This is a genomic window from Streptomyces lydicamycinicus, from assembly GCF_000829715.2.
Taxonomy (GTDB): domain Bacteria; phylum Actinomycetota; class Actinomycetes; order Streptomycetales; family Streptomycetaceae; genus Streptomyces; species Streptomyces lydicamycinicus.
Map to the genome: position 1 here is coordinate 456,386 of NZ_BBNO01000004.1, position 21,673 is coordinate 478,058.

Genomic DNA, 21,673 nt, shown 5'->3' on the forward strand with positions numbered 1-21,673 from the left:
AGTGCCCTCGTCGACGCCGTCAAAGACTCGCATTTCGCCGGCGCCTGATCGCCTTTCACCAGGCGTACACAACAGGCTCACAAAGGCCCCGCCATCCCGCTGGATGACGGGGCCACATCACGTTATGGTCCGGGTCATCGTGGGCGGAAGACGACCTTCCGTACTTCTCAGTCGCCCCGTGGAAGTGGCCCTCACGGCTCGTCAACTGCCCGGTAGCATCCCGTGAAGTTCGGCAACTCACCGCCGTGAAGGCCGGCCGATCCAGTCAGTACCCAATTGAGGATCTCGATGACATCCATACCGGAGGCGCTGTTGTGGTGCCTCAGCGCAGGTACGGCCGCCGCCGTGGTCCTGGCGGCGCTCTCGATCCGTGCGGGCAGGCAGCGCGCCGATCTGAGAAAGCGCCTGTCCACCGCTGAGGAACAGAACAGCGCCACGCTCCGCAGCAATACGGAGCTGACGGCCCGGCTGCGCGCCACCGAGGCCGAGATCCGGCATCTGGCCGGTACCCGGCTCCCCGAACTGACGCTGGCGCTGGCGCACCCGCATGTGCCCGTGCCGGGGCTGCTGGACGCGCGGTTCACCGGGTCGGAGACCGACCAGGCGCTGAACGCCGTACTGGAGCAGGTCAGCGACGCGATCACCAAGGAGCGGGCGCGGGTCGACGCCGCCGCCCAGTCCACCCTCCGCGGGGCGACCACCACCATCCAGGCGCTGCTCTACCAGCTCCAGACGGCGCTCCAGGAGATGCAGCACCGCTACGACGACCCGAACGTCGCCCAGGACCTGCTGAACGCCGACTTCCTCAACGAGCAGGCGCTGCGGCGCATTCAGGCCACCGGTGTCGTGTGCGGCGCCTGGCCGGGGCTGACCCGCGAGGACTCCTACCTCGCCGAGCTGGTCGTCGGCGCCACCTCCCGGCTGCGCGGCTATGAGCGGGTGAACATCAGCAATCAGCTGCGTGACCCGATCGCCGTGGTCGCGCGGGCCGTGGAGCCGATCGCGATCACCGTGACCGAGCTGCTGGCCAACGCGCTGCACCACTCGCACCGTGAACTGCCCGTCACCATCACCCTCCAGCAGGGCAATCGCGGCGCCTCGGTCATCGTCGACGACTACGGCGTCGGGATGCACGACGACGAGATCAAGGCGGCGATGGAGCTGCTGTCGGGTGACGAGGACCTGCTGCTCACCCAGCTCGGTGACCCGCCGCGGTCCGGATTCGCGGCGGCCGGTCAGCTGGTGCGCCAGTACGGCTTCGGGGTGCATGTCGAGCCGTCCCCGTACGGCGGCGTGCGGGCGGTCGTGTACATCCCGGGTGACCCCCTCCTCACCGTGCTCGACGAGAGCGCCCAGCCGATGTCCGTGATGGCTCCTCTGCCACACCGTTCCGCGGTGCCGGATCGTTCCGCCTCCGTGCTGCCCACCGGTTCCGCGACGCCGCCCCCGGCCGCCGCCGCGCAGCAGCCCGCGCCCGCCGCGCAGCCCGCCCCCTCCTACGAGGCACCGGCCCAGCAGGCCGAGGGCGAACTCCCGCGCCGGCGGCGCCGTAAGCCCGTGTCCGAACCCGACGAGAGTGCCGCGCGCACCGAGTCGGCTCCCGAGCGCTCCCCGGAAGAGACCGGAACCCGCTGGGCCGCGCTCCAGCGCGGTACCGAATCCGGCCGGGCAGCCGCCCATTCAGAACCCCCTCGCAGTCCCGAAGGGAACGCTTAGTCATGAACAGCCCCACCCGCCGCCGTGTTGCCGAGGACAAGTCCTGGGTGCTGGCACCCCTCTTGGAGTTGCCGCATGTTATTCACGCAGCCGTCATCTCCGGCGACGGATTCATCGAGGGCTCCTCACCCGGCCTGAAGCGGGACTCCGCCGAGGGTGTCGCCGCGATGATGTCCGCGCTCCAGGGCGCGGGCCGGGCCGTCACCGCGGCGTTCGCCGAGAAGGACGACACCCGGCTGCGGCAGACCGTGATCGAGTCCGATGAAGGCTTCGTCTTCGCGATACCGGCCGGCGAGAACACCTGCCTGGCCGTCTTCGCCGGCCCGGAGGTGAACATGGGTGTGGTCGCGCACCATATGCAGGTCCAGGTCACGACCCTGGGCAACAAGGTCATGAACAGCCGGGCGCGGGACCTCGGCAACCCGGTATGACCCCCCGCCAGAGCAGCGGCAGGCGCCTCGTACCGGCCTATCTGGCGACCGGCGGACGCGCCCAGCCCAGCCGCAACACCTTGGACCGGCTCACCCTGCTGCACGGCGTGGGGATGCCGATCACCAGCGAGGTACGTCCGGAGGAGCACCGCATCCTGGAGCTGCTTCAGCCCGGGGCGCTGTCTCTGGCCGAGGTCGCCGCCCACCTTGACCTGCCCGTGAGCGTGGTGAAGGTGCTGGTGGCCGATCTCGTCGACGCCGGGCGGCTGCACGCCCGTGCCCCCATCCCCGAAGCCGAGCAATTCGACCGACACATCCTGGAGAGGGTTCTCGATGGACTCCGCTCTCTCAAGTCCTAGCCCCGGCACCGGCGCGAGCACCGGCAACATGTACCTCTCCGGCGAGAACCAGACACTGGTCAAACTGCTGATCGCGGGACCGTTCGGGGTCGGCAAGACCACTCTCATCCGTGCGCTGTCGGAAACCCCGCCGCTGCACACCGAAGAGGTCATGACCCAGACCGGCGCCGCCGTCGACGATCTCGCCGGAGTCCGGGAGAAGACCACCACCACCGTCGCCATCGACTTCGGGCGGCTGACCCTGCCCGGGGACCTGGCGCTGTATCTGTTCGGCACGCCCGGACAGAAGCGCTTCCGGCCCCTGTGGCAGGACATCGCCCGCGGCGCACTGGGCGCCCTGGTCCTCGCGGACACCCGCCGGCTGGCGGACTCCTTCGAGGTGATGGACATCGTCGAGGAGGCCGGACTGCGCTACGCGGTCGCGGTCAACACCTTCCCCGACGCGCCCGAGTACGACGTCGAAAAGCTGCGCGAGGCGCTCGATCTGCACCCCGACACGCCGCTGGTGCTGTGCGACGCCCGCGACCGGGAGCAGTCCGTCGACGCGTTGATCGCGCTCGTCGGGCACGTCCTGGCCCACACCCCCGAGGAGAACCCGAACCCGTGACTTCCCCGCACCAGCCGGGAGCCGCACCGCCACCGGGCTGCCCGGCGCACGCCGCCCCGTACCAGCAGGCACCGGCGCAGCCCGACGCCCAGACGCCGGTGAAGCTCTACGGACCGGACTTCGCCGCCGACCCGCACCGCATCTACGCGCAGCTGCGCCAGTACGGCGCGCTGGCGCCGGTCGAGATCGCGCCGGAGGTGACCGCGATGCTGGTCACCGACTACCGGGCGGCCCTCGACCTGCTGCACGACGACCAGACGTGGTCCAAGGACTCCCGCGAGTGGATGACCACCGTCCCGGCGGACTCGCCGGTCATGCCGATGCTGATGTGGCGCCCCAACATCTTCTACGCGGACGGGCCGGCGCACGTCCGCTACCGGGACGTCGTCGTCGACAGCTTCAAGCTGGTCGAGCCGCATGAGCTGCGGGCCCGCGTCCACCAGGCCGCGGACAGCCTGATCCGGCGCTTCGGGGCGCACGGCGAGGTCGATCTGATCGGCGACTACGCGCGGCTGATCCCGCTGCTGATGTTCAACAACCTCTTCGGGATGCCCGATTCCTACAGCGACCGGCTGATCGAGGCCATCGCGGGGATGCTGGACGGCACCTCCCCCGAGGAGGCCGCGGCCGCCAACGAGGCGTACACGAACTACATCATGGAGCTGGTCGGCTCCAAGAAGGCCGAGCGCGGTCCCGACCTGACGTCCTGGTTCATGGACCACCCCAACGCGCTCAACGACGAGGAACTGATCCACAACATCATCCTCACGATGGGCGCGGGCAACGAACCGCTCGCCAACCTCATCGGCAACGCGCTGTCGCGGATGCTGTCCGACGACCGCTACTACAACACCCTGTCCGGTGGCGCGCTGACCGCGCACGACGCCATCAACGAGGTGCTGTGGAACGACCCGCCGCTGACGAACTACTCCGCGCACTTCCCGGTCCGGGACGTCTTCTTCCACGGGACCTGGGTGCGCAAGGGGCAGTTGGTGATGGTGTCGTACGCGGCCGCCAACAGCCAGTTCGACACCACGTCGCTGGGGACGCCCGGGTCGGGCGGCGGCTCGCACCTCGCCTGGGCGGCGGGCCCGCACGCCTGTCCCGTGAAGCGGCATGCGCTGCTGATCGCCACCACGGCGATCGAGCGGCTCACGGCCTGGCTCTCCGACATCGAACTCGCCGTGGACCCCGGCACGTTGCAGTGGCGCAACGGCGCGTTCCACCGGGCCCTTGTCGCGCTCCCGGCCCGCTTCACCCCCATCACCCCCGACCAGGCAGGAGCTACCCCATGGCACAACAGGGACAGCAGCCCTTCGTCATCGACCCGGTCGGAAGCGACATCCACGGGGAGGCGGCCCGCCTCCGCGCACTAGGCCCGGTGGCCCGGACCGAACTGCCCGGCGGTATCGAGGCCTGGACGGTCACCAGCCACACCCTCCTCAAGCAGCTGCTGACCGACGACCGGGTCTCGAAGAACCCCCGGGACCACTGGCCGGAGTGGCAGCGCGAGGAGATCCGCAGCAGCTGGCTCCAGTACTGGATCGGCGTCACCAACATGTTCACCGCGTACGGCGCCGATCACCGGCGGCTGCGCAAGCTGATCGCCCCGGCGTTCACGGCCCGCCGTACCGATGCCATCCGCCCGCGCGTGGAGAGCATCACCACGGCGCTGCTGGACGACCTCGCCGCGCACCCCGCGGGCGAACCCCTGGACCTGCGGCAGCGGTTCAACCACCCGCTGCCCATGCAGGTCATCTGCGAGCTGTTCGGCTTCCCCGAGGGTGAGAAGCGCGGCGAACTCGCCCGCCTCGTCACGGCCATCATGGACACCACGGCCACCCCGGAGCAGGCCGGTGCCACCGGCGCGGCCGTCCATGCGCTGCTGTCCGATCTGGTCGCCACCAAGCGCGAGCACCCGGCGGACGACCTCACCAGCCTGCTGGTCTCCGCGCGGGACGACGAGGGCCAGAAGATGACCGAGCAGGAGCTGCTGGACACCCTGCTGCTCGTCATCGGGGCCGGTCACGAGACCACCGTCGATCTCCTCGGCAACGCGGTGCACGCCCTGCTGACCCACCCCGAGCAGCTCGAACTGGTGCTGTCGGGCCAGGTCTCCTGGAACGACGTCATCGAGGAGACCCTCCGCTGGGCCCCCAGCATCGCCGCGCTCCCCCTCCGCTTCGCCGTGGAGGACATCGAGATCCCGGACGGCCCGACGATCCGCAAGGGCGAGGCGATCCTCCCGGCGTACGCGGCAGCCGGCCGGGATGCCGCGTTCCATGGCGACACCGCCGCCGACTTCGACATCCGGCGCTCCGACCAGGAGCATCTGGCGTTCGGCCACGGCGTCCACCACTGCCTCGGCGCCCCGCTGGCCCGTATGGAGGCCCGGATCGCCCTCCCGGCCCTCTTCACCCGCTTCCCTGACCTCCAACTGGCCACCCCAGCCGAGCAGTTGGAGCCCACCAGTGGCTTCATCTCGGGCGGTCTGCGCACCCTGCCGGTCCGTCTGACTCCGGCGTGAACCCGTCCTGAGGCGGGCCTGAGGCGGGCCTGGAGCGGGCCGGAGAAGGCCCTTGGGCGGCCCGCCGCTCCGGCATCCGGCCCCGTCACCCTGCCCGGGTGGCGGGGTCTTCGGCTGCCGTCCTCAGGACGGCGTACGCGCCGCCGCCAGCAGCTGGTTGATCTCGGCGGGGCGCAGCATCAGGGCGCTGCCGACGGTACTCAGCACCTCGCGTTCCGCGGGGGTGTAGGAGCCGTCGGCGAGGGCGATCCGGGCGCCCTGGAGGAGGAGCGATTCCCGGCCCGCCGGGGCGAGGTGCGGGGCGAGCGGCTCCAGCGCCTCGTGGAGCTCTATGGCCAGCGCGGTGCCGCAGGGGTCCAGGCCCTGGGGGCCGCAGTGACCGCCGGTGACCGCGTCGTAGGTGCCGGTCAGCCGGCCGGTGTCGGCGGCGAGGGCGGCGAGCAGGGTCAGCAGCTCGTCCTCGGAGCAGTCCGCGAAGCCGGCCACGCGGACCGTGTCGACGGCGGTGTCGCGGACCGCGCGGGAGGAGGTGCCGCCGGCGGCCAGCAGCGCGAGAGTGACGGTGTGGACGGCGTCCCGGAGCATCGCGGAGAAGCGGAGGGTGGTGGGGTGGTCCAGGGCGTCCGGGCCGAAGTGGCCGCGGCAGGCGGAGCACTCCAGGACCGGGCCGGCGGGGCCGCGGGAGAGGAGCGGGAGGCCGAGCAGGGTGAGCCGGCGACGGCCGGTCCGGCGGAGGTAGTTGCGGTCCCCGCCGCAGTCCGGGCAGAAGAACTCGCCATCGGCGACGGTCCGCCAGGACGTGCGCACGCCCATCACACACATCTTGTGCATCACGTCAGCCCTCCGTAACTCACCCGTGCCCCTCCGGGCACGGGAGGTACCTGCATGGCCCCCTCGTCGCATTGGACGTGATGTTAGCCACATACGTGATGCGGCGTCAGCACCTCGTACCGGACAACTGGCCGGATGACGAAGGACCCCGCCCCTCCGGACGGTAGGGGGCGGGGCCTATGGGCGCCGTGAAGAGCATGGCCATGAGGAGGCGGGCAACGGGTGGGGCGGCTGCGGGGCCGCTCGTGGCGGCGGCCCGGCTTGGCCAAAACGGTGGGGTTCGGCGGCGCCCGCGCGGGGACCGGCGTCAGCCTTACGGGGTCATCGGCCTTACGAGGCCATCAGCGCCCGGGCCACCTGTCGTGTCTGGTTGTCCAGGCCGCGGGCGTTGGGGTGGACGAAGGTGCAGGCCTCGCCGGTACCGGGGAAGGACCGGCACAGCTCCGTCGGCGGGTCGGTCTGGTTGCCGTCGCCGGTGAGGTTGTCCTTGATGCCGTACATCCACTTCGCGTCGCCGCTCGCGCACACCCCGTGCGCGGCACTGGGACCGTAGGTGTCGATGTAACTCGCGCCGTGGTAGGCGGCCTGCTTCTCCAGCAGCGCGTTCAGGCGCAGTTCGAGCCCGTCGAGCCAGGGCATATCGCCCTTCTTGACGCTGCCGAGCTGGTTCCAGCGGCCGAAGGTGCAGCCGGAGTTGTCCGGAACGATGGCCGGATACCCCACGACGGCGACCCGTGCGTGCGGTGCGCGCCGGTGGATCACCGTCATCATGTGGGCGAAGTCGGTGTCGAGCCGGCTGAACCGCTCCTCCAGCCAGTCCTCGCCCGGACCGCCGTCGCTGTAGTGGTCGGTACAGGGCTTCGGCTGGAGGGGCTTGGTGATGCCCAGTTCGAGGCACTTGCTCACGATGGGCCCGAAGCCGAGGGAGTTGCCGCCGACGCCGACGGTCACGTAATCGGTGTCCGGGGACAACGCCTCGACCTGCGGCGGCAGATCGGACCAGCCGCCCGGGGGCGGGATGGTCGGCGGACCGTGAATCTTGGCGGCCGGCTGGGGACCGAGGACCCCGTCGACCACCTCGGCGGCCCCGCAGGTCTTGTCCGTCAGCGCGAGTCCGAGCTGACCGGCCACCTGGTGCGGGTAGTTGCGCCCGGAGCGGCCGCAGCCGTCGTGCTCCTCCCAGGGCCGGACGAACACCCCGGCGCTGTAGGAGTCGCCGAGCGCCACGTACTCCGGACGGTCCGCCGTCCGGGCCGGGGCTCCGGACGCCGCCGGGGCGAACGCGGAGGCCACCACGGCGAGCGAGGCAACCGCCGCGACAGCCAGCCGGGAGAGGGCGGGCATGCCATATCTGCTCATCTGCACGTCCTTGGTGTCCGCGCCGCGGCCTGTCCGACGAGCGCTGATCACCAAAAGTACTGAGCTACTTACGCACAGTGAGAGGCGTGGAGCCCAAACCCCACCTTCAGGTGGCGGGGTCGCACAACGGCGCCCCCGCGGCTCGGAAAGAGTCGCGGGGGCGCCGAAGGGGGCGGCCGATGCCGGGCGTCAGCGGCCCGCGCGGTTCACGGCGGAGACCACGGCCTTCAGTGAGGCGCGCGTGGTGTTCGCGTCGATGCCGATACCCCACAGCACCTTGTCACCGATCGCGCACTCGATGTACGAGGCGGCCAGCGACGAGGCGCCCTCGCTCATGGTGTGCTCCTGGTAGTCCAGCAGCCGCGCGTCGACGTCGATGCCCTGGAGGGCGTGGAAGAACGCGGAGATCGGGCCGTTGCCGGTACCGACCAGCACCGTCTCCGCACCGTCCACCTCGGCCTCGACGGTGAGGGTGTCGACGCCGTCCTTGTCGGTGGTGGTCTGGCCGTTCTTGACCTGGATGCGGCCCCACGGGTTCTGGGGGTTGGGCAGGTACTCGTCCTGGAAGGCCGACCAGATGGCGGCCGGCGTGACCTCGCCGCCCTCGGCGTCGGTCTTCTCCTGGATGATCCGGGAGAACTCGATCTGCATCCGGCGCGGCAGTTCCAGCTTGTGGTCGTTCTTCAGGACGTAGGCGATTCCGCCCTTGCCGGACTGCGAGTTGACGCGGATGACCGCCTCGTAGGAGCGGCCGACGTCCTTGGGGTCGATGGGCAGGTACGGGACCGCCCACTCGATGTCGTCCACGGTCTTGCCGGCGGCCGCTGCCTCGGCCTCCATGGCGTCGAAGCCCTTCTTGATGGCGTCCTGGTGGGAGCCGGAGAAGGCGGTGTAGACCAGATCGCCCGCGTAGGGGTGGCGCGGGTGGATCTCCATCTGGTTGCAGTACTCGCTGGTGCGACGGATCTCGTCGATCTGCGAGAAGTCGATCTGCGGGTCGACGCCCTGGGAGAACAGGTTCATGCCCAGCGTCACCAGGTCGACATTGCCGGTGCGCTCGCCCTGGCCGAACAGGCAACCCTCGATACGGTCGGCGCCCGCCATGATTGCCAGCTCGGCGGCGGCGACCGCGGTGCCCCGGTCGTTGTGGGGGTGCACGGACAGGCATACGTGCTCGCGCCGGGACAGGTTGCGCGACATCCACTCGAAGCGGTCGGCGTGCGTGGACGGCGTGGAGCGCTCGACGGTGGCGGGCAGGTTCAGGATGATCTCGCGGCCCTCTTCGGGCTGCCAGACGTCACAGACCGCCTCGCAGACCTCCAGCGCGAAGTCCAGCTCGGTGTCGGTGAAGATCTCCGGGCTGTACTGGTAGCCGAAGATCGTCTCGTCGCCGAGGATCTTGTCGGCGTACTCCATGACCAGCCGGGTGCCGTCCACGGCGATCTGCTTGACCTGCTCCTTCGAGCCGCGGAAGACGACCCGGCGGAAGGTGGGAGCGGTCGCGTTGTACAGGTGGACGGTGGCGCGGTGGGCGCCCCGCAGCGACTCCACCGTCCGCTCGATCAGCTCCTCGCGGGCCTGCGTCAGGACGGAGATCGTCACGTCCTCGGGGATCGCGCCCTCTTCGATGATCGAGCGGACGAACGCGAAGTCCGTCTCCCCGGAGGACGGGAAGCCGACCTCGATCTCCTTGTAGCCCATGCGTACCAGCAGGTCGAACATCTCGCGCTTACGGGCCGGCGACATCGGGTCGATCAGCGCCTGGTTGCCGTCCCGCAGGTCGGTGGAGAGCCAGCGGGGCGCGACGGTGATGCGGTTGTCCGGCCAGGTGCGGTCGGGGATGTCGACCGCCTCGTAGCGGCCGTACTTGTGGACCGGCATTCCGGAGGGCCGCTGGAGCTGCGTCGCGTTGGTGACCGGGGTGGGTCGGCCGACGGCATGACCTGCGGGGCTCGACGGGTTCGTCATGGTGCGTAGGGCTCCTCGTATGTCCGCTGGGGGTCCCCCTGCTCCGGAAGAGCGAGGGAGAGGCCGACGGGGCGATAGATCGCAACACCGAACTCCGCGGGGAGGGGGTCGGCCTACGACTACAGGCCCTCGCCGCGGCAGCTAAGGAGAAGCAGCCCGAAACGCATGATGCACAGCACCCTAGCCGAGGTACGCCCTGTCCGGCGGTCGCGTATCAGTATGCGGGACCCGACGGACGTTACGACCTAAATGCGACCAACCACACTTTTAGGGAATCTTGGACGCAGGCAGTGACAGCGGGATTACACAGTGCCACCTTTTGTGCATGGACCTCAACGACGCGCAGCCAGATCCCGCCACCCGTCACACGCCCGTCTTCTGCACGATCATCCCGCCGCACATCCTCGACAACCTGGCCCAGTCCGACGACCCGGAGCGGCACGAGCCCGCCCGTCGCACCCTGGAGCACGACCACGTGGCGCGCACCGAGCGCCGCGCGATCGCCGCCCGCGGCGGCCTCACCCCCGGCGAGCCCGGCGCCGACGCCGACAAGCCGAACCGCACCATCTACGACGCCCGGCACCGCGAGGACCTGCCCGGCAAGAAGGTCCGCAGCGAGTCCGACGGCCCCTCCAAGGACGCCTCCGTCAACCGCGCCCACGCCGGCCTGGGCGCCACCTTCGAGCTCTACCTCAAGGTCTACGGCCGTAAGTCCATCGACGGCGCCGGCCTGCCGCTCAACGCGACCGTCCACTACGGCCGGCGGTACGACAACGCCTTCTGGGACGGCGAGCGGATGGTCTTCGGCGACGGGGACAACGACCTGTTCAAGGACTTCACCATCTCCGTCGACGTGATCGGCCACGAGCTCACCCACGGGGTCACCCAGTACACCGCCAACCTCGACTACCAGGGCCAGTCCGGCGCCCTCAACGAGTCGGTCTCCGATGTCTTCGGCGTACTGATCAAGCAGTACGCCCTCGGCCACACCGCCGACCAGGCCGACTGGCTGATCGGCGCCGACCTGCTCGGCCCGAACGTCACCGGCACCGCCCTGCGCTCGATGAAGGCCCCGGGCACCGCCTACGACGACGACGTCCTCGGCAAGGACCCGCAGCCCGCCGCCATGAAGGACTATGTCCACACCATCGACGACAACGGCGGCGTGCACATCAACTCCGGCATCCCCAACCACGCCTTCTACCTGGCCGCCACCGCCATCGGCGGCAAGGCCTGGGAGCGCGCCGGGCAGGTCTGGTACGACGTACTGACCGGCGGCGAGCTCACCCACACCGCCACCTTCGCCGACTTCGCCGCCCTCACGATCAAGGCCGCCAAGGCCCGCTTCGGCGCGGGCGACGAGCACGAGGCGATGATCAAGGCCTGGACACAGGTCGGCGTCACCACGAAGTAGCGGCACCGCGTGCCCGGGGCGGGAATTCGGCAGCGCCTTCCGCCCCGGGCACGATTACCGTGGCCTTACGGGGTAGGAGTCCGTCGAAGACGTCGGAGGAGTCCGTTATGCGCATTCATGTCCATCGCACCGGAGGCTTCGCGGGCGTCGACCGCCGCGCCGAGATCGACACCTCGGGCCGCCCCGACGCCGATGACTGGCAGAACCTGGCCAAAGAGGCCGTCGCCACCGCCCGCACCGAACCCCCCGTAGGGGTCCCGGACGGCTTCAGCTACCAGATCACGGTCGACGGCCGGACGGTCTACTGCTCCGACCCGCGCCTCACCAAGGAACAGCGGTCGCTGATCACGAAGGTGATGAAGGAAGGCGCGTAGCACCGCCGCGTGGCGATGCGCGGGGCCGCCCCGGCCCCACTCAACTCCGTACCGCACCGCCCCCTTGACACCGTTACCGCCGGTTACAAAGATCCGGTTCATGACGACCGAGCCGGTGCCCGCTGCCCTGCCCCGCTTCCCCCGTGACTTCGTGTGGGGGGTGTCCACGTCCGCCGCGCAGATCGAAGGCGCGGTGGCGGAAGGCGGGCGGGGGCGGTCCGCGTGGGATGTGTTCGCGGCGGAGGCGGGGCGGATCAAGGACGGGTCGGATCCGCGGGTGGCGACCGATCACTACCACCGGTACCCGGAGGACGTGGCGCTGCTGAAGGAGCTCGGGGTCGGGGCGTACCGGTTCTCGGTGGCCTGGCCGCGGGTGGTGCCGGACGGGAGCGGGGCGGTCAGCAAGGCGGGTCTGGACTTCTACGACCGGCTGGTGGACGCGCTGCTGGCGGCGGGGGTCGCACCGGTGCCGACGCTGTTCCACTGGGACACTCCGCAGGCGCTGGAGGAGGGCGGCGGGTGGCTCGTCCGGGAGACGGCCGAGAAGTTCGCGGCGTACGCGGACGTGGTGGCGGAGCGGCTCGGGGACCGGGTCGAGCGGTGGATCACGCTCAATGAACCGGCCGAACTGACCTTGCTGGGCTACGGGCTGGGGCAGCACGCGCCGGGGCGGCAGCTGCTGTTCGAGGCGCTGCCTGCGGCACATCACCAGTTGCTGGGGCACGGCCTCGCCGTACAGGCGCTGCGGGCCCGCGGGGCGACGAGCATCGGGATCGCCAATTCGCACGGGCCGACGTGGACGGCGAGCGCGTCGGAGGCGGACACCGCGGCGGCCGATCTCTACGATCTGCTGCTCAACCGGCTGTTCGCGGAACCGGTGCTGCTGGGGCGGTATCCGGACGAGGAGCTGGCGGCCCTGCTGCCGGGTCCGGTCGCCGAGGACCTGAAGGTCATCGCGCAGCCGCTGGACTGGTACGGGATCAACTACTACCAGCCGACACTGGTGGGCGCCCCGGGGGCCGAGGGCGTGGCGGCGGCCGACTTCGGCGGGATCCGGCTGCCGCCCGAACTGCCCTTCGCGCCCCAGGAGATCGAGGGGTATCCGCGGACCGACTTCGGGTGGCCGGTGGTGCCGGAGGCACTCACCGGGCTGCTGGTGTCGTTCCAGGAGCGGTACGGCGACCGGCTGCCGCCCGTCGTGATCACCGAGAACGGGTGCTCCTACGAGGGCATCGAGGACGGCGAGCGGATCGCGTTCCTGGACGGGCATCTGCGGGCGCTGCACCAGGCCATGGCGGCCGGGGTGGACGTCCGGGGCTACTTCGTCTGGTCGTTGACGGACAACTTCGAGTGGGCCGAGGGGTACGCCCGGCGCTTCGGGCTGGTGCACGTCGACTACACGACGCTGGCGCGGACGCCCAAGGCGTCGTTCCGCTGGCTGCGTGACGCCCTCCGGGAGCAGGCCCGCGGATGAGCCGCGCCGCTCCGGAGGCGCTCACGGAGCCGACGGAGCCGGCCGGACGCGGGTGGACCGCCGCCCTGTCGCTGGCCAACGGGGCGATCTGGGTCGGCTGGTACGGGCCGCTCCAGATCCTGCTCGCCCTCCAGGCCGCGGAACTCGCGCCGCCGGGCACGGCGAAGGAGTCGGTGCTGGCGTGGGTGACGGGCGCCGGGGCCGTGGTCTCGATGGTGGCCAACCCGCTGTTCGGGGCGCTGTCGGACCGTACGGCCTCGCGGTTCGGGCGGCGCGCCCCGTGGGTCCTCGCGGGGGTGCTGGGCGGGGCCGGGGCGCTGGTGCTGCTGGCCGGGGCGGGCACGGTGGCGGGGATGGCGCTGGGGTGGTGCCTGGTGCAGCTCACCCTCAACGCGGCGTTCGCGGCGATCACGGCGGCGGTGCCCGACCGGGTGCCGCACGGCCGGCGCGGGGCGGTGGGCGGCTGGCTGGGGGCCGCGCAGATCCTCGGGGTGGTGGCCGGGACGGGGCTGGCGACGGTCGCGGGCGGGGTGGTCGCGGGCTACCTCGCCTGTGCCGGCTTCACGGTGCTGGGCACCCTCCCGTACGTACTGCTGCACCGGGACCCGGTGCTGCCTGCCGGGCGGCGTCCCGCGCTGCGCCTGCGGGCCCTGCTCGCCGGGTTCACGATCAGCCCGCGCCGCGACCCCGATCTGGCGTGGGCCTGGCTGACCCGGTTCCTGATCAACCTCGGCAACGCGCTGGCCCTGCTGTACCTGCTGTATTACCTGCGGGATGTGCTGCACCGGCCGGACCCGGACGGCGGGGTGCTGGTGCTCACCGCCGTCAACGCGGTGACCCTGCTCGGCACGGTCGTCGTCGCGGGCTTCTGGTCGGACCGGATCGGACGCCGGCAGCCGTTCGTGCTGGGGGCGGGGGTGCTGATGACGGTGGCGACCGGGCTGCTGGCCGGGTGGCAGACCTGGCCGGGGGCGGTGTGTGCCGCGGCGCTGCTGGGGGTCGGCTTCGGCGTCTTCACCTCCGTCGACTTCGCGCTGATGACGCAGGTGCTGCCGGCCGCCGCGGACCGCGGCAAGGACCTGGGCGTCATCAATATCGCCAACGCGCTGCCGCAGGTGGCCGCCCCGGTGCTGGCCGCGCCGATCGTGCAGCACCTCGGCGGCTACCGGGTGCTGTACGGCGTCGCCGCGGGCATCGGGCTGCTGGGGGCGTTGCTGGTGCGGCGGATCCGGGGCGTGGCGTAAGGGCCGGGGCGCCGGATCCGGGGCGTGGCGCAGTCCCGTCGGCCGGGTCCCGGGCCGGAACGGCTCAGAAGCCCAGCTTGCGCAGCTGCTTCGGGTCGCGCTGCCAGTCCTTGGCGACCTTCACGTGCAGGTCCAGGAAGACGGGCGTGCCCAGCAGCGCCTCGATGTGCTTGCGGGACTTCATGCCGACCTCCTTCAGGCGCTTGCCCTTGGGGCCGATGATGATGCCCTTCTGGCTGGGGCGCTCGATGTAGACATTGGCGTGGATGTCGAGGAGCGGCTTGTCGGCCGGGCGGTCCTCGCGCGGCAGCATCTCCTCGACGACCACCGCGATGGAGTGCGGCAGCTCGTCGCGGACGCCTTCCAGCGCGGCCTCGCGGATCAGCTCGGCGACCATGACCTGCTCGGGCTCGTCGGTGAGGTCGCCCTCGGGGTAGAGCGGCGGGCTCTCCGGGAGCATCGGGACCAGCAGGTCCGCGAGCAGGGACACCTGGGCGTCGCCCACCGCCGAGACCGGGATGATCTCCGCCCATTCGATGCCCAGCTCCTTGCCGAGCTGGTCGATGGCGATCAGCTGGGCGGCGAGTGCCTTGTTGTCGACCAGGTCGGTCTTGGTGACGATGGCGACCTTGGGGGTCTTCTTGATGTCGGCCAGCTCACCGGCGATATAGCGGTCGCCGGGGCCGATCTTCTGGTCGGCGGGCAGACAGAAGCCGATCACATCGACCTCGGACCAGGTGGTGCGCACGACATCGTTCAGCCGCTCGCCCAGCAGCGTGCGGGGCTTGTGCAGGCCGGGGGTGTCGACGAGGACCAGCTGGGCCTCGGGGCGGTGCACGATGCCGCGGACCGTGTGGCGGGTGGTCTGCGGGCGGTTGGAGGTGATGGCCACCTTCGTGCCGACGAGCGCGTTCGTCAGGGTCGACTTGCCGGCATTGGGACGGCCGACGAAGCAGGCGAAGCCCGCACGGTGCGCGGCGGAGGACTCGGTACGAACGCTCATGGCGCCCATTCTCCCCGATCCCGGGCGCGCCTCCGACCATCCCGGCCCGGGGACGGCCGGCGGGGGGGCGCGAACGGCGCGGGGCGGCCCTCCGCTGCCGGCGGGCCGCCCCGTGCGCCGTCGTACGGCCGGCCGGCTCAGGCCGGGGTCCCGCCCGCCGGGACGGTGCTGCGCAGCGTGCCGTCGGGGCCCGCGACCAGCACCGGCGTATCGGGGCCGCCGAGGTCCCGTACGGCCGCGCGGTCGGCGTCGTCGGCGTGCTCGGCGTCGGTGACCACGGCCGCGGCCTCCAGGGACGTGGCGCCGCTGGCGACGGCCATCGCGACGGCGGTCCGTAGCGCGCTGAGCTGTAGCGAGTCCAGGGCGACGGTGCCGGCGACATAGGTGCGGCCGGTCTCGTCGCGGACGGCGGCGCCCTCGGGCACGCCGTTACGGGCCCGCGCCGAGCGCGCGAGCGTGATGATCTTGCGGTCTTCGGGGTCCAGCGGTGCGGCTTCGCTCATACGGGCGAGCATATGCGGGGCGGCGGGAGGGCCGCGGCAAGGGGCGACGGGCCGGGCCGACCGAAGGCGCCCGCCTTGGGCCGCCCTCCCCCGGGCCGTCAGCCCGCGACCGAGGACATCCCGCCGCGCCGGCCCTCCGGAGAGGTGAGCCACGCCAGCCTGGCCGCGGTGTCCGTCTCCGGGCGCGGATTGTGCAGCACGACATTGAGATCGGGACGGGCCGGGATCCGCAGCTGGGTGGTCTCGAAGAACAGCGCCCCGACCAGCGGATGGTTCAACTCCTTCTGCCGCTGGCCGCCGTCCTGCACATCGCCGCGCTCCCACAGCGCGGCGAACTCCTCGCTGCGCGCGGAGACCTCACGGACCACCTCGTCGAAGCCCTCGTCGCCGGGCCGCGCCGACCACGCGGCGCGGTACTCCGCCACCACCGAGGGGGCGTTCGCCTCCCAGCTCGCCGCCCGCGCACGGTAGACGGGGTCGGTGAAGAAAGCGATCAGGCAGTTCGGCGAGACCCCCGGTCGGCCGTGGCGGAGCACCAGCCCCGCCGCCTCGTTGTAGGCGACGGTGTTCCAGTACGGGTCCATGATGTGCGCCGGGGACGGCATCCAGGCGTCGATCAGCCGCTGGAGGCCCGCGCACACATCGGTGCGGCCCAGTTCCTCGGCGTCCTGCCGCAGCGGTGGGTTCAGCCCGGCCAGGACGTACAGATGCCGGCGCTCGGCGCCGCTGAGCCGCAGCACCCGGGCGACCGAGTCCAGCACCTGCGGCGAGACGGTGATGTCCCGGCCCTGCTCCAGCCACTGGTACCAGGACGCGCCGACCCCGGCGAGGACGGCGACCTCCTCGCGGCGCAGGCCCGGGGTGCGGCGGCGGCCGCCGTCGGGCAGGCCCGCCTCGGCCGGGGTGACCCGGGCGCGACGGCTTCGGAGGAAGTCGCGCAGATCCTGGCGGCGGCGCGCGGTGTCCCGGTTGGCTGCGTTCGTGGCCACGTTCTCCCCCTGTTCGGCGTGGCTGGTGGTGCGGACACCACGATAAGTTCCCGCTCCCCACGCGGTGTTCGGGGGCCGCAGCCTCGTCCTATGCCGATAACCGACAGCACCGTTGCTCCCGATACACCGACGGGCGCCGCCCCCGCGCCGGGCGCCGCCCCGAATACCGCGCCCGCCGGCTCGCGGATGACCGGGCGCGCCAAGCTCATCCTGCTGCTCCTGTGCGGCGCGCAGTTCATCATCGCGCTGGACTTCTCCATCCTGAATGTGGCGCTTCCGGTGCTCGGGCGGGATCTGGGGATGGACCAGGCCGATCTCCAGTGGGCGGTCACCGCGTTCGCCCTGCCCTCGGGCGGCTTCCTGCTGCTGTCCGGCCGGATCGCCGATCTCTTCGGGCGGCGCCGGCTGTTCCTCATCGGGCTCGGGCTGTTCACCGCGGCCTCGGTGCTGGCCGCGCTGGCCTGGTCCCCGGCGGTCTTCCTGGCCGGGCGGGCGCTTCAGGGCCTCGGCGCGGCGATCATCGTGCCCACCGGGATGTCGCTGCTCACCACCACCTTCGCCGAGGGCCCGCAGCGGGAACGCGCGTTGGGCATCAGCGGCACCGTGCTCTCGATGGGCTTCACCATCGGCATGGTGCTGGGCGGGGTGATGACCGATGCGCTGGGCTGGCGCTCCACCATGAGCCTGCTGTCGGTGGCCGGGGTGGCCGTTCTGGCGGCGGCGCCGCTGCTGCTGACCGAGTCCCGGCATCCCGAGCGGCCGCGGATCGACGTGCCCGGCGCGGTCACCGTCACCGGCGGCCTGCTGTCGCTGATCTACGCCCTGTCGACCGCCGCCGAGCAGGGCTTCGGCCGCCCGGACGTGCTGGTGACGCTGCTCGCGGGGGTGGGGCTGCTGGCCGCGTTCGTGGTGGTCGAGTCGCGGGCCGCGCAGCCGCTGGTGTCGCTGCCGATGCTGCGCCGCCGGACCGTCGCCTGGGGCAATCTGGCGGGCCTGACGACCTTCGCGATGATGAGCACCGTCATCTTCCTGCTGACGCTCTACCTCCAGGAAGTGCTGCGGCTGTCCCCCTTCCACACGGGTCTGGTGTTCGGGGTGCAGGGCGTGGTCTCGGCGTTCGCCGGGCTCGTCGCCCCGAAGGTCATCGGCCGGCTCGGCGCCCACCGCACCCTGCTGACCGGGCTGCTGCTCCAGGCCGGTTTCACGGCCGCGCTGCTGGGGCTGGGCACCGGCGGCGGCCTGTGGCTGGCCCTGACCGGGGTATCCCTCGGCAGCCTCGGCCATCTGTGGGCGATCATCTCCTACGGCGTGACCGCGACCTCCGGGGTGCCGGACGCCGAACAGGGCCTGGCCACCGGGCTGGTCACCAGCTCGCAGCAGGTGGGCATCACCATCGGCATTCCGCTGCTGAGCGCCGTCGCCTCGGCGCATATCGCCGCGCTGCGGGCGGACGGCAGCGACTTCGCCCGGGCCACGCTCGGCGGCATCAAGCTGGCGCTGGGCCTGGACGCGGCGCTGCTCGCGGTGGTCGCGCTGCTGGTGGCGGCCGGGCTGCGGACGGTGCGTACGGCGCGCCGCGGCTGAGGAAGAAGGTGGTTGCCCCGGTCCCCCGTCGCCGGGGCAACCTGCGCTACAGGATTTCTCACGCATTGCGGCCACGCGCCGACGACCGCTTGAAGATCCTTCCACGGCGCCTGCCGCGGAATCCAGCTCCCCCGGATATGGCTTTCAGAACATTTCTGCTGCACTGGAGATAAGTAGCCGCGCGGTATGCGACAGCGGGAAATATTCCCGCCATCACCAGGAATTACGCGGCGAATTCCGCGGATGTTCAGCCGGCGGTGCGGCCGCCCGCCGACTGCTCCTCAGCGGCGCTCGCACCCGCCGGCCGCACCGGCTCGCAGAGCACCGTGATGATCTTGTTGCGGCGGCCGGCCGGGGATTCCGCGGTCAGCCGCAGCCCCTTCAGCCCCGGGTCGGAGGCGTCACCGGAGAGGTCTACCTCGGCGGTGGCACCGGCGATCGGGACCCGGCCGAGGAGCTTGGCGAGCAGTCCGCCGACGGTTTCGACGTCCTCGTCGTCCAGCTCGGCCAGGCCGTACAGCTCACCGAGGTCGCCGATGTCCAGCCGGGAGGTGACGCGATAGCGGCCGTCGCCGAGATCCTCGACGGGCGGCAGTTCCCGGTCGTATTCATCGGTGATCTCGCCGACGATCTCTTCCAGAATGTCCTCGATCGTGACAATGCCTGCGGTGCCGCCGTATTCATCGATCACCACCGCGACATGATTACGGTCCTGCTGCATTTCCCGCAGCAGATCACCGGCATTCTTGGTGTCGGGGACGAAAACGGCGGGGCGCATGGCCGTGGAGACCAGCTCGCTCTCGGCGTCGCGGCTGATGTGGACCTTGCGGGCCAGATCCTTGAGGTAGACGACGCCGACGATGTCGTCCTCGTTCTCGCCGGTCACCGGGATACGGGAGAAGCCGGAGCGCAGGGCGAGGGTCAGCGCCTGGCGGATGGTCTTGAACCGCTCGACGGCCACCAGATCCGTGCGCGGCACCATCACCTCACGGACGAGGGTGTCGCCGAGCTGGAAGACGGAGTGCACCATCCGGCGCTCCTCGTCCTCGATCAGCGACTCCTTCTCCGCGAGGTCCACCAGGGAGCGCAGCTCGGCCTCGGAGGCGAACGGGCCCTTGCGGAAGCCCTTGCCCGGGGTGAGGGCATTGCCGAGGAGGATCAGCAGCTGCGGGACGGGGCCCATGATGCGGGCCAGCGGCAGCAGGACGTAGGCGGCGGCGGTCGCGGTGTTCAGCGGGTGCTGGCGGCCGATCGTCCGCGGTGAGACGCCGACGGCGACATAGGAGACCAGCACCATCACGGCGATGGCGACGGTCAACGCCTCCCAGGTCTCGTCGAAGGAGCGCAGACAGGCGTAGGTCACCAGGACCCCGGCGGCCATCTCGCAGCCGACCCGCACCAGCAGGGCGACATTGAGATAGCGGGTGGGGTCGGCGGCGACGGCGGCGAGCTTGGCGCTGCCGCGGCGGCCGGAGCGGACGGCTTCCTCGGCCCGGAAACTGGTCGTCCGGGCCAGCCCGGCCTCCGCACAGGCGGCGAGCCAGGCGATCACGACGAGCAGGACCGCGACCGCGATCAGCTGGGTGGTCATCGGGCTGTCCCGTCAGGTCACGGTGGGGGCCGGAGAGGGGCCGGTCAGCCCCCGCTCGGCGCGCCAGCCGTCAACGATCGCCGCCTGGAGACCGAACATCTCGGCCTTCTCGTCCGGCTCCTCGTGGTCGTAGCCGAGGAGGTGGAGCACTCCGTGGACGGTGAGCAGCTGGAGCTCCTCGTCCATGCTGTGCCCGGTCGGCGCCTCCTCGCCCTGCTTCTTGGCGACCTCCGGGCAGAGCACGATGTCACCGAGGAGGCCCTGCGGGGGCTCCTCGTCGTCCTTGGCCGGCGGACGCAGCTCGTCCATGGGGAAGGACATGACATCGGTCGGCCCCGGCAGGTCCATCCACTGGAGGTGGAGCTGCTCCATGGCCTCGGCGTCGACGACGATCACGGACAGCTCGGAGAGCGGGTGGATACGCATCCGGGCGACGGCATAGCGGGCGACATCCAGGATGGCCTGCTCGTCGATCTCGGTGCCGGACTCGTTGTTGACGTCGATGGACATGGGGGCGTTGCTTCTCGCTTCTCGGGCCCGGCCCGATGGTTGCTGGGACCGCGGGTCGTGCGCCAGCCGGCCGGGGCGGCCGGCCGGCGGGGCTCACGAGCCGTTGCGGCTGTCGTACTTCTCGTAGGCGTCGACGATACGGCCGACGAGCTTGTGCCGGACCACGTCCTGGCTGGTGAGCAGGGAGAAATGCACATCGTCGACACCGTCCAGGATCTCCCGGACCTGGCGCAGACCGCTCTTCGTGCCGCCCGGGAGGTCGACCTGGGTGACATCGCCGGTGATGACGATCTTCGAGTCGAAGCCGAGGCGGGTGAGGAACATCTTCATCTGCTCGGGGTTCGTGTTCTGCGCCTCGTCGAGAATGATGAAGGCGTCATTCAGCGTCCGGCCGCGCATGTACGCCAGCGGCGCGACCTCGATCGTCCCGGCGGCCATCAGGCGCGGGATGGAGTCGGGGTCGAGCATGTCGTGCAGCGCGTCGTAGAGCGGGCGCAGATAGGGGTCGATCTTCTCGTAGAGCGTGCCGGGCAGGAAGCCGAGCCGCTCACCGGCCTCGACCGCGGGGCGGGTCAGGATGATGCGGTTGACCTGCTTGGCCTGGAGCGCCTGGACGGCCTTCGCCATGGCGAGGTAGGTCTTGCCGGTGCCGGCCGGGCCGATGCCGAAGACGACGGTGTGCTCGTCGATGGCGTCGACATAGCGCTTCTGGTTGAGGGTCTTGGGCCGGATCGTCCGGCCGCGGTTGGAGAGGATGTTCTGGGTGAGCACCTCGGCGGGTGTCTCGCTCACCGCGCCCTCGCCGTCCTCCGCCGCGCGCAGCATGGCGATGGACCGTTCCACTGCGTCCTCCGTCATCGGTTGTCCGGTGCGGAGCACCAGCATCATCTCGTCGAAGAGGCGCTGGATGAGAGCCACTTCCCGGGCGTCACCGACAGCGCTGACCTCGTTGCCCCGGACGTGGATGTCGGTCGCCGGGAAGGCTTTTTCGATCACGCGCAGTAGGGAGTCACCGGATCCCAGGACCGTCACCATCGGGTGCTTGGCCGGGACGGTGAACTGGGCGCGCGCCTGCGGTTGCGTGGGTGTCTGAGTCATAAGGCGGCTCGGTGGCCTGCTCAACCCCCATCCTTTGCTAATAAGAGGTGCCTGCCTGCACTCGACTCCTTGGGATACAAGAGTACGACGG

General features: G+C 71.0%; 20 protein-coding genes. 11 read left to right on the forward strand and 9 right to left on the reverse strand.

Features of this window, described 5'->3' with window-relative positions:
- Positions 1-288 precede the first annotated feature (288 nt).
- From TU31_RS15345 to TU31_RS15370, 6 genes are read left to right on the forward strand one after another with little or no spacing between them, the layout of a single operon-like run.
- Positions 289-1,716, forward strand: coding sequence for an ATP-binding protein (locus TU31_RS15345; protein WP_042154635.1), 1,428 nt, complete (start codon positions 289-291; stop codon positions 1,714-1,716).
- A 2-nt stretch (positions 1,717-1,718) separates the two neighbouring features.
- Complete coding sequence (locus TU31_RS15350) at positions 1,719-2,147, forward strand: roadblock/LC7 domain-containing protein (protein ID WP_042154637.1); 429 nt, start codon at positions 1,719-1,721, stop codon at positions 2,145-2,147.
- Complete coding sequence (locus tag TU31_RS15355; protein WP_042154639.1) at positions 2,144-2,506, forward strand: DUF742 domain-containing protein; 363 nt, start codon at positions 2,144-2,146, stop codon at positions 2,504-2,506. Before TU31_RS15350 ends, TU31_RS15355 begins: the two co-directional genes overlap by 4 nt.
- 28 nt (positions 2,507-2,534) lie before the next feature.
- The gene (locus TU31_RS15360) at positions 2,535-3,113 is read left to right on the forward strand and encodes a GTP-binding protein (protein WP_078885796.1); all 579 of its coding nucleotides are present in this window, start codon (positions 2,535-2,537) and stop codon (positions 3,111-3,113) included.
- Positions 3,110-4,489: a cytochrome P450 gene (locus TU31_RS15365; RefSeq protein ID WP_042154643.1), complete on the forward strand. Its 1,380-nt coding sequence runs from the start codon at positions 3,110-3,112 to the stop codon at positions 4,487-4,489. Before TU31_RS15360 ends, TU31_RS15365 begins: the two co-directional genes overlap by 4 nt.
- On the forward strand, positions 4,405-5,640 hold the full coding sequence (locus tag TU31_RS15370; protein WP_042154644.1) for a cytochrome P450 family protein: 1,236 nt from the start codon (positions 4,405-4,407) through the stop codon (positions 5,638-5,640). Before TU31_RS15365 ends, TU31_RS15370 begins: the two co-directional genes overlap by 85 nt.
- Before the next feature lie 123 nt (positions 5,641-5,763).
- On the opposite strand, the gene TU31_RS15375 is transcribed toward TU31_RS15370, so the two are convergent.
- From TU31_RS15375 to leuA, 3 genes are all read right to left on the reverse strand, one after another.
- A complete protein-coding gene (locus TU31_RS15375) occupies positions 5,764-6,471 on the reverse strand; it encodes a TerB family tellurite resistance protein (RefSeq protein ID WP_042154646.1) in 708 nt (235 codons plus the stop codon).
- Between the two features lie 330 nt (positions 6,472-6,801).
- Complete coding sequence (locus TU31_RS15380; RefSeq protein WP_245698554.1) at positions 6,802-7,830, reverse strand: SGNH/GDSL hydrolase family protein; 1,029 nt, start codon at positions 7,828-7,830, stop codon at positions 6,802-6,804.
- 189 nt (positions 7,831-8,019) lie between these two features.
- Positions 8,020-9,798, reverse strand: a complete 1,779-nt coding sequence (gene leuA, locus TU31_RS15385) for a 2-isopropylmalate synthase (RefSeq protein ID WP_042154649.1) — start codon at positions 9,796-9,798, stop codon at positions 8,020-8,022.
- A gap of 325 nt (positions 9,799-10,123) precedes the next feature.
- Between leuA and TU31_RS15390 the strand changes: the two genes are divergently transcribed.
- The 4 genes from TU31_RS15390 to TU31_RS15405 all read left to right on the forward strand — a co-directional run bounded on the left by TU31_RS15390 (position 10,124) and on the right by TU31_RS15405 (position 14,304).
- Positions 10,124-11,212 (forward strand): M4 family metallopeptidase, encoded by a 1,089-nt coding sequence (locus tag TU31_RS15390; protein WP_042154652.1) that lies wholly within the window; start codon positions 10,124-10,126, stop codon positions 11,210-11,212.
- Positions 11,213-11,319: 107 nt separating this feature from the next.
- Positions 11,320-11,586: a protealysin inhibitor emfourin gene (locus tag TU31_RS15395; protein WP_042154654.1), complete on the forward strand. Its 267-nt coding sequence runs from the start codon at positions 11,320-11,322 to the stop codon at positions 11,584-11,586.
- Between the two features lie 100 nt (positions 11,587-11,686).
- Positions 11,687-13,060, forward strand: coding sequence for a GH1 family beta-glucosidase (locus TU31_RS15400; RefSeq protein WP_042154656.1), 1,374 nt, complete (start codon positions 11,687-11,689; stop codon positions 13,058-13,060).
- A complete protein-coding gene (locus TU31_RS15405) occupies positions 13,057-14,304 on the forward strand; it encodes an MFS transporter (RefSeq protein ID WP_042154658.1) in 1,248 nt (415 codons plus the stop codon). The genes TU31_RS15400 and TU31_RS15405 overlap by 4 nt, the downstream gene beginning before the upstream one ends.
- Positions 14,305-14,368: 64 nt before the next feature.
- On the opposite strand, the gene era is transcribed toward TU31_RS15405, so the two are convergent.
- The 3 genes from era to TU31_RS15420 all read right to left on the reverse strand — a co-directional run bounded on the left by era (position 14,369) and on the right by TU31_RS15420 (position 16,799).
- Positions 14,369-15,316, reverse strand: a complete 948-nt coding sequence (gene era / locus TU31_RS15410) for a GTPase Era (RefSeq protein WP_370682736.1) — start codon at positions 15,314-15,316, stop codon at positions 14,369-14,371.
- Positions 15,317-15,444: 128 nt separating this feature from the next.
- Positions 15,445-15,810 (reverse strand): cytidine deaminase-like protein, encoded by a 366-nt coding sequence (locus TU31_RS15415; protein WP_042154660.1) that lies wholly within the window; start codon positions 15,808-15,810, stop codon positions 15,445-15,447.
- Between the two features lie 98 nt (positions 15,811-15,908).
- Positions 15,909-16,799, reverse strand: coding sequence for a helix-turn-helix transcriptional regulator (locus tag TU31_RS15420; protein ID WP_042154662.1), 891 nt, complete (start codon positions 16,797-16,799; stop codon positions 15,909-15,911).
- Between the two features lie 90 nt (positions 16,800-16,889).
- On the opposite strand from TU31_RS15420, the gene TU31_RS15425 reads away from it, so the two are divergent.
- Positions 16,890-18,383, forward strand: coding sequence for an MFS transporter (locus tag TU31_RS15425; protein WP_042154664.1), 1,494 nt, complete (start codon positions 16,890-16,892; stop codon positions 18,381-18,383).
- 247 nt (positions 18,384-18,630) lie between these two features.
- On the opposite strand, the gene TU31_RS15430 is transcribed toward TU31_RS15425, so the two are convergent.
- The 3 genes from TU31_RS15430 to TU31_RS15440 all read right to left on the reverse strand — a co-directional run bounded on the left by TU31_RS15430 (position 18,631) and on the right by TU31_RS15440 (position 21,582).
- The gene (locus TU31_RS15430; protein ID WP_042154665.1) at positions 18,631-19,974 is read right to left on the reverse strand and encodes a hemolysin family protein; all 1,344 of its coding nucleotides are present in this window, start codon (positions 19,972-19,974) and stop codon (positions 18,631-18,633) included.
- 12 nt (positions 19,975-19,986) lie between these two features.
- Positions 19,987-20,484, reverse strand: coding sequence for an rRNA maturation RNase YbeY (gene ybeY, locus TU31_RS15435; protein WP_042154667.1), 498 nt, complete (start codon positions 20,482-20,484; stop codon positions 19,987-19,989).
- A gap of 93 nt (positions 20,485-20,577) precedes the next feature.
- The gene (locus TU31_RS15440) at positions 20,578-21,582 is read right to left on the reverse strand and encodes a PhoH family protein (RefSeq protein ID WP_042154668.1); all 1,005 of its coding nucleotides are present in this window, start codon (positions 21,580-21,582) and stop codon (positions 20,578-20,580) included.
- Positions 21,583-21,673 lie beyond the last annotated feature (91 nt).